The sequence below is a fragment of the Kitasatospora sp. NPDC094028 genome (assembly GCF_049543595.1).
Lineage (GTDB): Bacteria > Actinomycetota > Actinomycetes > Streptomycetales > Streptomycetaceae > Kitasatospora.
The window spans coordinates 234,384-248,509 of record NZ_JBMVFA010000009.1 but is presented as its reverse complement, the minus strand read 5'-3'; the positions used below and the strand labels follow the sequence as shown (position 1 = coordinate 248,509).

Here is a 14,126-nt window from a genome sequence, read left to right as displayed (position 1 = left end):
TGTTGGCCCCCCCCCCCCCCCCCCCCCCCCCAAAAAAAAACCCCACCCCCCCCCCCCCCCCCCCCGCCCCCCCCCCCCGCGGGGGGGGCCCCGGCCCGGGGGGGGGGGGCCCCCCGAGACCAGAGCCAGGCACCTCGCCGCTTGGCCCGCCCTCTGCGCAGGAAGTCGGCCGGACCGACTTCCTGCGCAGAGGGCGGGAAGGATTTGGGGTAATAGGGAAAGGCGGCCCCGGTCAAGCGAGGCCGCCGGCGCCAGAGCTGGGGAGCGCTCCAATCCGGCGCAACCCGCAATCACCGCGATGGGCGGGTGGCCCGGCCGACAAACGGCCGGGCCACCCGGGCCGGGGGAGCAAGTGATCAGCGCGAACCGGGCGGCCGAGGGTCAGGCAGCTTCGGCTTGGTCCATCGCGGCAGCTCTCGGCTGTGCGAGCCAGACCAGCCGCGAGGTGATCCCCGGGCGCCCTGCAAAATGGCGCAAGGCTCGATCGGGAGATGCCAGGGTCATTTGCGCCCGTCCGTCGACGCTGATCACGTGCGTCGGCCCGTCATCATCGACGAGCCCCCAAGCCACGACCCACCCGTCGGCGTCCGCGAAGCCCTCGTCACATACCTGTACGACGGCGAACATCCGAGGCGCGGTGTCCAACACGAGCCCGCACAGGTCCTGGTCGAAGGTCGGGTCGGCAGACGGTCGAGGCGTGACCGGGCGGGGGTTTTGCGAGGGCTCAGGGGTCATGGAAGTCTCCTGCCTCAAGGCATGGTTAGCCAATGGCCAGCACCTTCAGTAACTGACTCGTGTCATACGGTAGCGCCTGCATGGCATACTTGCCATGCAGCCCATTGAAGACTTGCCCTTTTTACTCCGGGTAGTGAACGAGAGGATCGCGATGTCATCGAGTTCCCCGACGTTGCGGCAGCAACGCCTTGGGTTTGAACTGCGCAAACTCCGTGAGGACGCCGGGCTTAGCTCAACTGCGGCTGCCGCTCGGGTGGGTGTGAGCCAGGCTCACATGAGTCGAATCGAAGCGGGCCGCTACGCGGTGAGTGCAGAGCGGGTGCGCGCGTTCGCTCGCGCATACACATGTGCGGACCGGGGCCTGATCGACGCTCTCGCCGGCATGACTGGAAGGCGGGTTCGGGGGTGGTGGGAGGAGTACCGCGACATCCTGCCACCGAACATGCTCGATCTTGCCGAAACGGAACACCACTCCACGGCGATGCGTATCGCCTCGGTGATTCACATCCCCGGCCTGCTCCAGACGGCCGACCATGCACGCGTGCTCGCCAGCAACGTTGTACCGCGTCTGGCGCCGCACGAGGTGGAACATCGGGTGTCGTATCGAATCAAGCGGCAGGTCGTCCTCTACGGCCAGCAGGCGATCCCGCTCACGGCGATTGTCCATGAGGCGGCCCTGCGGATGGGGTTCGGTGGGCCGGCTGTGGCCCGCGCACAGCTCAAGCACCTCATCGAGGCGAGCATGCGTGAGAACGTCTCGGTTCTCGTGATTCCCTTCGGCGCAGGCGCATTCCCCGGCTCTGGGCAGTCCATCGTCTACTGCTCCGCAGCAGTGCCCCAGCTCGACACCGTACAGCTTGATACATATCACGGCTCCGAGTTCCTTGACGCCCATGCGCAACTGGTGAAGTACCAGAAGGTTCTGGACCTGATGGAAGCCTGCGCCCTCAGTCCCGCGAAGTCACGTGATCTCATTGCTCGTATCGAGAAGGACTCCTGAGAGGAAGCGTTATGTCAGCTCTCAACTGGCAGAAGTCCAGCTACAGTTCCGAGTCGGCCAACTGCATCTATCTCGCCGAAGCCCCCGACCGCAGCATCAAGCTCCGCGAGAGCGATGACCCCGACGTCGTCATCACCACAACGCCAGGCAAGCTCCGCGCCCTCCTGTGCGGCATCAAGGAAGGCGAGTTCGACCACCTGACAAGGTAGTTCCTCCTTGGGTGGCCCGCCTGCTCGGACCGAGAAGCGATGGGGGAAACAGCCGAACCTCTGGGCCGGAACGGTGGCAGCGAGCGAGAGAGCTTGCCGCACCGCTGCACCGCCGCTGGGCACACACCCAAGGCGTCGCAGACTGTGCGGGCCCCCTCGAAGGAGTTCTGGACCGCAAGACTGACATGGATTCGAGGCCGTGAGCGTAGTTGTAGAACCAGCTGTTGGCCTCCACTGGCCTGGATGGGGCAGCGGGTTGACGACCAAGTGGTCGTCGTAGCGGAAGGCCAGAGCAAGTTCCAGCAAGTTCATGGTGCGAGTGGCGACTTGTACGGCAAGCTCGTTCAAGGCGATCGACTCCGACCCGCTTAGGAGGCCGACTATGGCACTGCACAAGCTCGGACAAGACCCCAACAGCCCCGAAGGCAAGTCCCCGACGGTCTACTTCGACGACGCGACGGGCAACTACATCCTCCAGGGCTGGAAGGTGCTCGACCCGGAACGTCTCTCGCAGATGGACATTCCCGGGCACGAGACCGTGATCGAATTCCCCAAGCGCATGATGCAGTTCTTCCCGGAGGTGAACGGTGGCAGCAGTCCCATCGCTTGAGGATCTGCTGCGGACCTGCACCCGCTCAGCTCTCCACCTGGAGATGCGCGATGGATACATGCGGGACGACCCGCTGTTCCTCCGTTGGCTCAGCGGACAGCGCGACGACCCTGCCGACCGTTCGTCGTGGTGGAGTCCTTGGTTGCAGCTCATCGAGGAGACCACGAGCCGCAGCGTTGAGGTGCGGCGCGCGCGGGTCGTCTCGAAACCGGTGAGCGAGTACATCCGGTTCGAGCACGAGATCACGTTCCGGAACGTCGCCTCCGGTGAGCAGGTCAGGTGGCTTCCCCGGCGGCAGACGACCGGCCTGGCGCTCCCGGGCAACGACTTCTGGCTGATCGACGGACAGCTTCTCCTGGTCCACCACTTCAGCGGTGACGGCGACTTCCTGGACGACGAGGTCACCACCGATCCGCAGACCGTGAAGCTCTGCGCCTCCGCCTTCGAGGCCGTCTGGGAACGGGCGGTTCCGCACGAGGACTTCCGGCTGCGCTGACCGTGTCCGCGTCGTCCAGCGTTCAGCAAGCCAAGCAGGCCCTCGGCCAGCGTCTGCGCGATATCCGGCGAGACTCCGGACTCAGCGCGCGGGCGCTGGCCGAAGCTGCGGGATGGCATGAATCGAAGTGCTCCAAGATCCAGAGCGGCCGGGTGATGCCTTCGGAGGCCGATCTGAGTGCCTGGACGGCCATCTGCGGAGTCCCGGATCAGGCAGCAGACCTCATCGCGACGGCCCGGAACATCGAGGGAATGTACGTCGAGTGGCGGCGCCTTGAGCGCGCCGGCCTCAAACGGGCTCAGGAGTCCGTGCGCCCCCTGTTCGAGCGCACGCGACGATTCCGGATGTACCAGTCGTGGGTCATCCCCGGCCTGCTCCAGACAGCGGCCTATACACGCGAAGTGCTGCGCACGATCGTTTCGTTGCGCAGCGCTCCGGACGATGTCGACGACGCTGTCGCGGTGCGAATGGAGCGGCAGAAGGTGCTGCACACGGGAGATCACCGGTTCGCCATCCTGATCGAGGAGTGGGTGCTGCGGACCGTCATCGGCACTCCGGACATCCTGGTCGGTCAGCTCGGCCATCTCATCACCGTCGGCTCCCTCCCGTCGGTGAGTCTTGGGGTGATTCCCCTCGGTTCGACCAGAGGCGTTGGCTGGCCGGTTGAGTCCTTCACCATCTACGACGATGCGCAGGTGAACGTCGAGCTCGTCTCCGCCCACCTCACCACCACCCAGCCGGCTGAGATTTCCGAGTACGGCCAGGCATTCTCCGAGCTGGCAAGCATCGCTGTCTACGGTGCTGAGGCGAGATCGCTCATCACTGGAGCCATCAACGCGCTCGGGTGAATGCGAGCAAATTCAAGCAAGTTCGTCGACTGCGCATCCTGCTGCTCCCTACCGTCTCTAAACGTCACCAGGCGCCCTGAGACGGAGGGAGCGGCGTCATGCCAATACCGTCCGACCAGCCCGAGTCCCCGAAGACGACCCACAAGCGGCGCACGGCGAAGCGCGTCTACGGGGACCCGGCCGAGTCCATGAACCCCGAGCGGCCCGAGCTGCCGCCCGGGTGGAGGCCGCTGGACGACTATCGTGAGGCCAACTACCCCGGCCGCGTCCCGTCCGTGGGCACTTTGCTCCAGAACGCCGCCGTGCAATCCACTTGCCCCTGCCACAACTGCGTTGCCCGCAGAAGGGCCGAGTGAGGCTGACGGTATTCGACGGCTCGTGGACGACGGCCAGGACGCCTGCCGGGAGGCCGCCGAACAAGTGGCTCGCGGAGTCCCAACCCCTGGCCGGTCGCCGTCGCTTACACGCTCTGGCTGCTCATCCTGACAGCGCTGGCAATAGCGCTGATCGCCTCCGGTCGCTACTGGCCGGCACTCGCGCCTTCGGGCGCCCCCACGAACCCCCGGCCGACAGGAAAGGGTCTTCTGCTGGGCCGGACCGCACCACCCCGCAAGACTGCCCGCCCGGGTGCGGGCGAGCATAGGCCAACCCGATTGGAGAGGTACGTGAGCACCGTCATCATCGAGCCGGACCCGGAGGTCACCAACCTGACCCGCCGCCTGGACCACTCGGTCCCGGACGGCGACTTCGCCCCGGTGGGTACCAAGGTCTGACCGCAGTTCCGAACTGATGCCGGTTAGTTGGCGGCATGGGCGGGTCGGCGCGGGTGATCATCCGAGCCGACCCGCCGCTCGGCGTCGAACACACTCCCAACCAAGGAGAGTCCGCATTGAAGACCGCCATCGCCACCCGCGTCCCCGCCGGCTCCTTCTTCGACCTCGATCGGAAGGAGGCGGAGCTGATCCGTCTGCGCGAGGAAGGCGCGACGATGCAGACCTTGGCCCGCTACCGGCGCCGCATAGCCCGCCGCCCGAAGGCGGTGGTCGTGCAGCCGGATGGCTTCTGCAACCTCAAGTGCACCTACTGCTACCTGCCCGACCGGGACCGGCGGACCCCGATGCCTGTCCCGGTCGCCGAGGCGGTGGCCCGCTCGATCGCCGAGTTCGCCGACGCTGCCTCGCCGGCGCCCGTCGAGGTCGTCTGGCACGCGGGCGAGCCGTTGGCAGTCGGCCGCCGCCGCTTCGCCGAACTGCTGGCCCCGTTCGAACCGCTGCGGCGGGCCGGGCTCATCGAGCACTCGGTGCAGACGAATGCGGTGCTCGTCACGCCCGCGTGGTGCGACTTCCTGACAGAGTACGGCTTCCGGGTCGGGGTGAGCATCGACGGCCCGTCCGCCCTCAACCGGCAGCGCGTCGACTGGGCCGGGAGCCCCGCCTTCGACCGCATCATGAAGGGCATCGGCCGCCTGCGCGAGCATGGCGTCCGGTTCTCCGTGATCGCGGTGGTCAGCGCGGAGAGCGTCGGTGACCCGGAGGGTCTGCTGGCCTTCATGACGGGCCTCGGCTGTCACACTGTGGGCCTGAACATGGAGGAGATCGAGGGCGTCAACACCGACCGAGCGGTACCCGCTGTCGAACAGGCCCGCGAGTTCTGGCGCCGCGTTATCGCCTGGTCCCGGCAGCACCGCGAGCCGACCGTCCGTGAGGTCGACCGGCTCGGCGGTTACCTGCGAGCCGTCCGCGCGGGCCCGGGTGCCTGGGACGAGCTGCTGATCGACCCGATCCCGACCGAGTCCTCCGCCGGGGACGTGGTGCTGCTCTCGCCCGAGCTGGCAGGTATCAAGGACCCGGCGTACGACGACTTCCGGGCCGGGAACGTCCTGGAGCTGAGCATCGGCTCCATGCTGGACCGCGCACACCACCTGCGCTACGTGCGCGAGTTCCTGACCGGTCTGGACGAGTGCGAGGCCGCCTGCGAGTTCTTCGGCTTCTGCCGAGGAGCCCAGGCCGGCAATCGCTACTTCGAGAACGGCCGTCTGGACACCACCGAAACCAACTACTGCCGTGTGTCCAGGCAGGCCCTTGTCAACGCACTGTTCGATACCGTCCGAGAGGAGCAATCCGCATGACCGTCCTCGAACTGCTGGCCACCACCGAATCCCCGGTGATCGCCGACCTCACCGCCGGAACCGTCGCCGACATCGCGGCCGCCAAGTTCGACAATCGTCCGACCTGGCACAACAACACCCCGAAGTTCGACAACCGGCCGACCTGGGACAACTGGTCCAAGAAGAGCAAGTAGCACGCCCAACCTCGCCGGGCCCGCATCAGCGCGGTGCGGGCTCGGCCCACACGAGAGAGCGGAGTCCGACACCGTGGACAGCATCACCTTCGGCCGTGTCACCGTCACCCTGCCCCGCCTGGACGAGCCCGGCCTGTACCTGTCCAACGTCACCTCCCTGGACTCCGCCCAGGGCATCGTCCAGGACTTCCAGTACGGCGACGCCGAGCTGCGGGACCTGGACCTGACCGACACCAGCCTCATCACCGGCCGCGTCAGCGGGCTGCGGGCCGACCGCGTCCGGTTCGACAAGGTCCGCCTGGACTCCGTCGAGTTCGACGCCTGCGACCTCGCCGCCGCCCGCATCAGCGACAGCAAGCTGTCCCGCACCGTCTTTCGCAACTGCAAGATCCTGGGAGCCGACCTCACCGGCCTGACCCTGGACAACGTGCTCTTCGACAACTGCAAGCTCGACTACGCCGGCTTCGAGCAGGTCCGGGCCACCGGGCCGGTCGCGTTCTCCAAGTGCGTGCTGACCGAGGCATCGTTCACCGGCTGCGACCTCAGCGGCACGGTCCTCGACGCCTGCACGCTGCGGCTGGCCGAGTTCGGCCGAGGCAAGTACCGGGGCCTGGACCTGCGCGGCAACGACCTGACCTCGCTGCGGGGCGTCGCCAACCTCGCCCGGGTGATCATCGACCGGGCCCAGCAGGCCGAGCTCGCCGAGGCCCTGATCGCCGAACTGGACGTGACCTTCGGCGACACGCTCGACGAGCGCCGGTGACCCGAACCGGGAGGAGCCCGGAATGAACCTCGCCATCGCCCACACCGACCCCGCCGCTCTCATCGAGCGGTGCGAGACCACCGGGGTCCGCACCGCCACCATCGAACCGGAATACGAGCCAGGGGCCGTCCTGCCGGCCGGTCCCTGGCAGCCCCTCACCGCCGAGTTGGCCGTGCGCCTCAAGCCAACCGTCCACACCCCCGACAGCACCCTGGTGGAGCTGGTGAAGCTCCCGGACGGCCCGGCGCCGGCCAGTCTGGCCGCCCTCGCCGATTCGCTCGGCGAGCCGGACGCCGTCCACCTTGGCCAGGCTGCCAGCCCGGCCAAGGTCCTCACCACCACCCCGAATTACCAGGACGGCCGCCGCATCGGGCTGCACGTCGACAACTGGGACAACCTCGATTACCAGGCCAAGCACACCGGCCGCCGACGCCTCTGCTTCAACCTTGGTCCCGGCGCCCGGTACGTCCTGCTCGCCGACCTCGACATCCGAGCGATCTGCCGCGCCCTCTACCGCGACCCCGAGCGCCGGTACCCGCACACCGACGACCTGCGGGCGTACGTCGCCGGCCGCCAGTCGCTCAGGTGCTTCCGCATCCGACTCGACCCCGGCGAGGGCTACCTCGCGCCCACCGAGCTGCTGCCCCACGACGGCTCGACTGAGGACCAGCCCGAGCCGTCCACCGCCGCATTCTGGTTGGGCCACTGGCCCCGCGGAGTGCTGCCGACGGCGGTCTGATCGGCAACCGCCGCACCGGCACGAGCCGGCCGCCGTACGGAGCCTTACGGCTTCGTCAGGTCGTCGACCGGCGGCTTCGGCAGCGGGATCGGCTCGGCGGCGCGGTAGCGCGGCGAGGTCGGGTCGGAGAGTGCGGACGGCGGTGCCGCGTCGCCGGCCGGGCCGGGCGCCGGGGTGATCACCACGCCGGTGTGCGAGGCACCCACCGCCGCGGCGGCGGCCAGGGTGTCCTCCTTGACCTTGATGCCGGACAGGTCGAAGGCCGACTTCAGCCGCTGCCGCAGTGCCCGGGAGACCAGCGACGCCTTGCCCGGCGCCGTCCGGGCCTCCACCCGCACCACCACCGAGTCCGCCGCGACCGACTCCACGCCCAGGATCGACACCGGCGCCCAGACCAGCTCGTCGAACGGCGTCTCCTTGGCCAGCGCCTCCGCGGTCGACTCGATCAGCGCCTCGACCTTGACCAGGTCCTCCTTGTACCCGACCTGGACGTCCACCGAGGCGGTCGACCAGCCCTGGCTCATGTTGGCGATCCGCTTCACCTCGCCGTTGCGGATGTACCAGATCTCGCCGTTCGTCCCGCGCAGCTTGGTCACCCGCAGTCCGACCTCCAGCACCGTGCCGGTGGCCACCCCGGTGTCGATCTCGTCGCCCACGCCGTACTGGTCCTCCATGATCATGAAGACCCCGGAGAGGAAGTCGGTCACCAGGTTGCGGGCGCCGAAACCGATCGCCACACCGGCCACACCGGCGCTCGCCAGCAGCGGCGCCAGGTTCACCCCGAGCGCGGAGAGGACCATCAGCGCCGCCGTGCCCAGGATGGAGAAGGAGGCCACGCTGCGCAGCACCGAGCCGATCGCCTCCGAGCGCTGCTGGCGCCGCTCCGGGTTCACCACCCCGTGGTTGGCCAGCAGCCCGCCCAGCCGGCTCTCCTCGTGGTGCTCGTGACTGCGCGCCATCCGCGCTATCAGCCGGGTGATCAGCTTGCTCACCACGGTCCGCAGCACCAGGGCCAGCACCACGATGAAGACGATCCGCAGGCTGCTCTCCAGCCAGGACTGCCAGTGCGAGTCGAACCAGCTGGCGGCCTGCTTGGTGGTGTCCGACACCTCCTGCGCGCTGGTCGGGATCCGCAGGTCCAGGCCCGGCACCTGGGGTGCGGTGGGGCTGGGAGCCGGCGTCGGGGTGGAGAGCGTCGAGGACGCGACTGGGCCGAGGGCGCCGGAGCGGAACACGTGCGGACCTTCCTTGCAGGGGGCGTGACGGGCCCGCACCGCGCAAGCGGCCCGCGGACCGTGCCGCTTAGCCTATCCGCCGCCGAACACCGGTCCGGACACACCGACCGGCCCCGGCGGGAGTGTGCCCGGCCCCGGACGCCCCGTCAACGCCCCGGTGCGCTCCCCGCCCCGCCGGGCGGCCGGCACTGCTCCGACCGGCCGATACGTCCCCCGGGAGGGCCGCCCGGCCCCGCCCCGGAGGCACCCGGGTGCAACCCGACCCTCCCCCGGGCATACCGGATATGACCGAGACCACACTCGCAGTTCACTCCTGGTCCGTTACACAGGAGTGGTGGCGCCGTACGAAGGCGTAAGGCGACACTGGGGGAGATCACGCACTCGTTGCGCGATCCAACCGCTCGTCCCGGCGCGAGCCACGCGCCGCAGGCGTCCAAGGAGGCATCCGTGCCGCATGTCCTGGTCCTCAACGCGTCCTACGAGCCACTCGGCGTCGTATCGATGCGCCGCGCACTCATCCTGGTCCTCAACCACAAGGCGGTCAGCCTGGAGGACTCGGAAGTCACTCTGCACAGCGCCACCAGCGCCCTTCCGGCGCCGTCCGTCGTCCGACTGACCCGCTTCGTCCGGGTCCCGTTCTGCGGGCCCGTCCCGCTCACCCGCCGGGCGCTGTTCGCCCGCGACCACGGCCGCTGCGTCTACTGCGGGGCCGCCGCCACCAGCGTCGACCACGTCATCCCGCGCAGCCGGGGAGGCCAGCACCGGTGGGACAACGTGGTGGCGGCCTGCCGCCGCTGCAACCACACCAAGGCCGACCGGCACCTCACCGAACTCGGCTGGCGGATGAAACGACCACCCGCACCGCCGTCCGGCCTCGCCTGGCGGATCATCGGCACCGGCATCAAGGACCCGCGCTGGCGCCCCTACCTGGAGCCGTACGGCGGCGGCGACCAGCTGCGCGCCCCGCAGTGGGGCGAGTACGAGCACCACGACCATACCGAGCAGCCGGGCCACACCGTCCCGCTCGGCCGGGCGCACGGCGCCCACTCCGCCCCCGTCCGCCGCGGCGAGCAGCCCGAACCGCTCTCCGCCTGACCCCCGCACCACAAGGGCCCGCCCGTCACATCGTCGGTACGCGCCTCATGGGCCGCCGAGCCCCCCGCACCGGGGAGCCGGCGGCCCGCCGCGTGTGCGGGTCAGGGCTTCGTCGCCGGAGGTACCACCCCGGCACCGGGCACCGCCACCGTGCCCGGCTGAGCGGGTTGCGCCGGCGGGGCGACCGCCGTCTGGCCCGGCACCGTGACGGCGTACAGCTCGACGCCCCACAGCGAGTACCCGTACTTGGTGGCCCGCGCCACGCCCTGCATCCGGACGAACCGGACGCCAGGCGCGTCGAAGCGCACCGTCTCGTCCCCGCCCTTGCCGTTGTCCACCGTCGCCGCGTCCGTCCAGGTGCTGCCGTCCGTGGAGACCTGGATCTTGTACGAGGCGGCGTACGCGGCCTGCCAGTGCAGCACCGCCGAGCCGAGCCGGGTCGCCTGCGGCAGCTCCAGCTGCACCCAGGCGTCGTCCTTGGCCGGGGAGGACCAGCGGCTCTTCGGGTCGCCGTCCGCGACGGCCGAGGCCGGGAAGTTCGGCGTCTCGTCGCCCGAGGAGGTGGCCGTGGCGCCGACCGCGAGGTCCGCGCCACCGGTCGGCGGCACCACGTGCACCTGCAGCACCTGCCGCAGGACGGTCGTGCCGGCGGTGTACGTGACCGGCACCTGGTAGGTGCCGGACGGCGTGCCCGGGGCGGCGCTGACCAGCAGCGGCACGCCGACCCGGCCGCCGCGCGGCACGGTGACCCCGCCGGCCGGGGCCACGGTGAGGCCCTTGGCGGCGGCCGGCACCTCGGCGGTCAGCGTGCCGGTGGTGCCCTCGGGGCGGCCGGCCTCGACGGTGGCCCGGGTCTGGGCGGGCGCGGCGGTGCCGGTGACCACGTCGAGGGCGGGGTCGGCGAGGGTGAGCCGGGCCGCCGGGGCGTCCGCGTACCAGGGGATCACCTGGTTGACGACCGGCGGGTCGCCGCCGGGCTTCCAGGTCATCCGGAAGGCGTCGGCGAGCTGCCCGCCGGCCGGCAGCTCGTTGTAGCCGGGCTGCACGGCGCCGATGTCCGTCCAGGTGCCGTCCGGGTGGCGCACGGCGACGGTGGCGGTGGCGTGCACGTTCGGGTCGGTCAGCACGGTGAGCCGGTCCAGCGGACGGGCGGAGCCGAGCTCGACGGTGAGCGGCTCGTCCTGCGCGGTGGGCGCCTTGGCGGCGCGGTAGGCGGTGTCCGGGTTGCCGTCGAGGACGGCGGCGGCCGAGGAGCCGGGCAGCGCGGCGGGCCCGCCGGTGACGCTGGCGGGGGACTCGTCGGGCCCGGTGACGGTGAACTCGCGCACCGCCACGGCGGTCTTCTGCGCGGCGGTGGCGCGCAGCCGCACCGCCCGGACGACGGTGCCGGACGGCAGCTGGGCGGCGACCGACTTCTGGTTCTTCACGACGGCGAGCTGCTTCCAGCCGCCCTCGCCGGTGCTGTACTCCAGCACGCCGTCGCGGATGTAGTCGTCGACGGCGTTCTGCGCGTCCGGCCCGTCGCCCCAGCCGCCCATCAGCACGGTGACGGCGCTGACCGGCCGGCCGGCGCCGAGGTCGACGCCGACCGCGTCGCCGGGCTGCGGGGGAGCGGCGCTCCAGTAGAAGGTGTCGGCCCGGCCGTCGGTCATCAGCGCGGGCAGGTGGTCCTGCGCGGTGCCCATGGTGGAGGTCGGGGTGACCCCGCCGCTCACCACGCCGGACCAGTTGTCGGCGGCCCGCACGGCCCGGTCCAGGAACGGGCCGAGCACGCCCGCGCCGATGGTGGCCGGGCTGGCGGAGAGCTTCTCGCGCAGCTGGTTGAGCTGGACCCGGGCCTTCCAGGCGGCCGCGCCGTCGCCGCCGTGCTGGGCGACCACCATGTCCAGCGCGGCCTGCCCGGCGAGCCCGTAGTCGCGCAGCGGGACGAGCCACGGCCCGGCCTCGGCGGCCAGCTGGGTGGTGGCCTGGGTGCCGGCCAGGGTCTGCTGGGCGGTGGCCATCGAGACGAAGGCGGTGCGCAGCGGCGTCGCGGCGGCCATCAGCTTGCCGAGGTCGGGGGAGGCGCCGGAGGTGGGCTCGGCGGCGGCCCAGAACTGGTCCATCAGCGGCGTCAGGTAGCCGGACTCCTGCTTGGCCAGCGGGGAGGAGGAGCTGTTGCCGGCCAGCGCGGAGACGGCGTCCAGCGCCGAGCCGGCCGGGGTGGCGCCGTCCGCGGTCGGCCCGGCGAGCGAGCGCACCGCGGCCTGCCAGGACTCGGCGGGCCGGTAGCCGGTCGGGTTCCAGGCGAAGTCGCCGGCGGTGGCGAGCGCTATCCGGGAGGCGACCGGCTGGCGCATCGCGCCGGTGAGCAGCACGGCCGAGCGGGTGGCCAGCTCGGGTTCGCGGCCGGTGTAGGCGCCGAGGAAGAGCCGGTCCGGACTGGCGTCGTTGACCGGGTAGTTGTCCATGGTGACGAGCGGGTGCCCGTACAGCGCGCCGGTGTCGGAGGCCTGCGCGCCGGTGATCTTCTCCGGGATCACCCCGACGCCGCTCCAGGCCACCTGCACGCCGGCCGGCAGCGCGTCGGCGAGCGCCTTGCGGTACGGCGTGGCGCCCTGCTGGTGGTACTCGGTGGGCACGACGGACAGCGGCGCCAGGTCCGGGTTCTTGGCGATCAGCCGGTCCTGCACCTTCTTGACCAGCTGCGCCTGCGCCTTGGCGGCCGCGGCGGGCCCGGTGCCGTACTCGTCGCGGTCGTCGCCGCAGTGCCACTCGTCGTAGCTGACGTCGAGGAACTGCAGCTGGAAGGCGGTGAAGCCGAGCTTGCGCAGCCCGTCCAGCTTGGCGACCAGCGCGTCCACGTCCTCGCCGGAGGTGAAGCAGAAGGACTGCCCGGGGTCGATCGAGTAGCCGAGGGTGACGTGGTTGCGCCGGGCCCGGGAGGCGAGCGCGCGCAGCTCGTCGTTCTGCGCGGCGGGGTAGGGGTCGCGCCAGCGGGAGAGCCGGTACGGGTCGTCGCCGGGGGCGTAGAGGTAGAAGTTCTGCTTGCTGCGGCCGAGGAAGTCGACCTGGTCGAGCCGCTGCTGGGCGGTCCACGGGGTGCCGTAGAAGGCCTCGGCGGTGCCGCGCACGGCGGCGCCGGTCGGCCAGTCCCGCAGGGTGATGCCGGGCAGGCCGAGCCCGGCCGCGCCGGGGCCCTGGCCCTGTCCGGCGGGGACGGCGGCGAGCAGCTGGCGCAGGCTCTGCGCGGCGTAGAAGGTGCCGGCGGCGTCGACGCCGGAGAGCACGACGGCGCCGTACGTCCCGCCGCCCTGGGCGGGCAGCTGGCCGGCGGACAGCACGTAGCCGCCGGCCGGCATCCCGATGGTGGTCGGCGCGGAGCCGTCGGTGGCCCCGGCCGCGGTGGCGAGCGCGCGCAGCGTCCGGTCGGTCTCGCCCTCGGCGCCCTCGGCGGGCCCGCCGACGTAGACCACCAGGGAGCCGGCGGCCGGGGTGCCGCCGTCCGGCTGCGGGGCGACGTCGGTGGCCCCGGCGACGGTCAGCACCTCGCGCACGGCGTCCACGGCGCCGCGGTCGGCCTTGTCGGCGATCACCAGGGTGACGGCGGCGGGCACGGTGACGGCCTTGCCGGCCACGGTCCGCTCCTGCGGCCGGGGGAAGACCTGGGGGTCGGTCATGCTGCCCAGCGGGGTCTGCGGGGCGGTGCTCACGGCGTCCGGCGAGGGGGCGGCCGCGTAAGCGGTGGCGCCTGGCACCGGCCCGGCCAGCAGCCCGCCCACGACGGCGGCCGCCGCGACACCCGCGGCGATCCGCACCGCCCGCGGCGTCGGCCGCCCACCCGCCCGCGCGGCCCGCTCGGCCCGCACGGAGGCGAGCAGCGGCTCCGTCCCCTTGAGGTCGGCGATCAGCCGGTCCGCGGTCTTCGGCGCGAGCTGACGGCAGGTCCGCGCGGTCGCCCGCCGGGCCGCCAGCGCGGCGGGATGGTGCAGCACCTCCCACAGGGCGGCACTCTGCTCCAGCTGCCGCAGTCGTCGCCCTGCCGCGACGGACACTCGGGCTTGCACAGGAGCCTCCTCGACAGGCCTCAACCACATCGTCCGCAACCCCACCAGC

At 71.1% G+C, this 14,126-nt stretch carries 13 protein-coding genes and 1 pseudogene; 11 read left to right on the top strand and 3 right to left on the bottom strand.

The window, feature by feature from the left end:
- Positions 1-381: 381 nt before the first annotated feature.
- Positions 382-735 carry a hypothetical protein gene (locus ACPC54_RS17130; protein ID WP_498965608.1) on the bottom strand — a complete coding sequence of 118 codons (354 nt, stop codon included), beginning with the start codon at positions 733-735 and terminating at the stop codon, positions 382-384.
- Positions 736-886: 151 nt separating this feature from the next.
- Here ACPC54_RS17130 and ACPC54_RS17125 point away from each other — a divergent pair, with 151 nt between their 5' ends.
- From ACPC54_RS17125 to ACPC54_RS17080, 10 genes are all read left to right on the top strand, one after another.
- Entirely contained in the window at positions 887-1,735 is an 849-nt protein-coding gene (locus tag ACPC54_RS17125; RefSeq protein ID WP_498965627.1) for a helix-turn-helix domain-containing protein, read from the top strand.
- A gap of 11 nt (positions 1,736-1,746) precedes the next feature.
- A complete protein-coding gene (locus ACPC54_RS17120; protein WP_498965607.1) occupies positions 1,747-1,944 on the top strand; it encodes a DUF397 domain-containing protein in 198 nt (65 codons plus the stop codon).
- A gap of 382 nt (positions 1,945-2,326) precedes the next feature.
- Positions 2,327-2,554 (top strand): hypothetical protein, encoded by a 228-nt coding sequence (locus tag ACPC54_RS17115; protein ID WP_498965606.1) that lies wholly within the window; start codon positions 2,327-2,329, stop codon positions 2,552-2,554.
- A 43-nt stretch (positions 2,555-2,597) separates the two neighbouring features.
- Positions 2,598-3,050, top strand: coding sequence for a DUF6879 family protein (locus ACPC54_RS17110; RefSeq protein WP_498965604.1), 453 nt, complete (start codon positions 2,598-2,600; stop codon positions 3,048-3,050).
- The gene (locus ACPC54_RS17105; protein ID WP_498965626.1) at positions 3,047-3,898 is read left to right on the top strand and encodes a helix-turn-helix domain-containing protein; all 852 of its coding nucleotides are present in this window, start codon (positions 3,047-3,049) and stop codon (positions 3,896-3,898) included. Before ACPC54_RS17110 ends, ACPC54_RS17105 begins: the two co-directional genes overlap by 4 nt.
- Positions 3,899-3,996: 98 nt before the next feature.
- The gene (locus tag ACPC54_RS17100) at positions 3,997-4,254 is read left to right on the top strand and encodes a hypothetical protein (protein WP_498965602.1); all 258 of its coding nucleotides are present in this window, start codon (positions 3,997-3,999) and stop codon (positions 4,252-4,254) included.
- Between the two features lie 533 nt (positions 4,255-4,787).
- Positions 4,788-6,026, top strand: coding sequence for a cyclophane-forming radical SAM peptide maturase AmcB (amcB, locus tag ACPC54_RS17095; RefSeq protein WP_498965600.1), 1,239 nt, complete (start codon positions 4,788-4,790; stop codon positions 6,024-6,026).
- Positions 6,023-6,199, top strand: coding sequence for a multiple cyclophane-containing RiPP AmcA (gene amcA / locus ACPC54_RS17090; protein WP_498965598.1), 177 nt, complete (start codon positions 6,023-6,025; stop codon positions 6,197-6,199). Before amcB ends, amcA begins: the two co-directional genes overlap by 4 nt.
- 73 nt (positions 6,200-6,272) lie before the next feature.
- Positions 6,273-6,962: a pentapeptide repeat-containing protein gene (locus tag ACPC54_RS17085; protein WP_498965597.1), complete on the top strand. Its 690-nt coding sequence runs from the start codon at positions 6,273-6,275 to the stop codon at positions 6,960-6,962.
- 22 nt (positions 6,963-6,984) lie between these two features.
- The gene (locus ACPC54_RS17080) at positions 6,985-7,701 is read left to right on the top strand and encodes a hypothetical protein (RefSeq protein WP_498965595.1); all 717 of its coding nucleotides are present in this window, start codon (positions 6,985-6,987) and stop codon (positions 7,699-7,701) included.
- Positions 7,702-7,745: 44 nt separating this feature from the next.
- On the opposite strand, the gene ACPC54_RS17075 is transcribed toward ACPC54_RS17080, so the two are convergent.
- Complete coding sequence (locus ACPC54_RS17075) at positions 7,746-8,936, bottom strand: mechanosensitive ion channel family protein (RefSeq protein WP_498965594.1); 1,191 nt, start codon at positions 8,934-8,936, stop codon at positions 7,746-7,748.
- Positions 8,937-9,383: 447 nt separating this feature from the next.
- Here ACPC54_RS17075 and ACPC54_RS17070 point away from each other — a divergent pair.
- Positions 9,384-9,887, top strand: a pseudogene (locus tag ACPC54_RS17070) (HNH endonuclease); the annotation flags it as partial.
- Between the two features lie 245 nt (positions 9,888-10,132).
- Here the strand turns inward: ACPC54_RS17070 and ACPC54_RS17065 are convergent.
- The gene (locus tag ACPC54_RS17065) at positions 10,133-14,077 is read right to left on the bottom strand and encodes a beta-N-acetylglucosaminidase domain-containing protein (RefSeq protein ID WP_498965592.1); all 3,945 of its coding nucleotides are present in this window, start codon (positions 14,075-14,077) and stop codon (positions 10,133-10,135) included.
- Positions 14,078-14,126: the final 49 nt, after the last annotated feature.

Coding starts and splice junctions, on each gene's coding strand:
- ACPC54_RS17130 (WP_498965608.1), bottom strand. CDS start 735: ATGACCCCTGAGCCCTCGCAAAACCCCCGCCCGGTCACGCCTCGACCG.
- ACPC54_RS17125 (WP_498965627.1), top strand. CDS start 887: ATGTCATCGAGTTCCCCGACGTTGCGGCAGCAACGCCTTGGGTTTGAA.
- ACPC54_RS17120 (WP_498965607.1), top strand. CDS start 1,747: ATGTCAGCTCTCAACTGGCAGAAGTCCAGCTACAGTTCCGAGTCGGCC.
- ACPC54_RS17115 (WP_498965606.1), top strand. CDS start 2,327: ATGGCACTGCACAAGCTCGGACAAGACCCCAACAGCCCCGAAGGCAAG.
- ACPC54_RS17110 (WP_498965604.1), top strand. CDS start 2,598: ATGCGCGATGGATACATGCGGGACGACCCGCTGTTCCTCCGTTGGCTC.
- ACPC54_RS17100 (WP_498965602.1), top strand. CDS start 3,997: ATGCCAATACCGTCCGACCAGCCCGAGTCCCCGAAGACGACCCACAAG.
- amcA (WP_498965598.1), top strand. CDS start 6,023: ATGACCGTCCTCGAACTGCTGGCCACCACCGAATCCCCGGTGATCGCC.
- ACPC54_RS17080 (WP_498965595.1), top strand. CDS start 6,985: ATGAACCTCGCCATCGCCCACACCGACCCCGCCGCTCTCATCGAGCGG.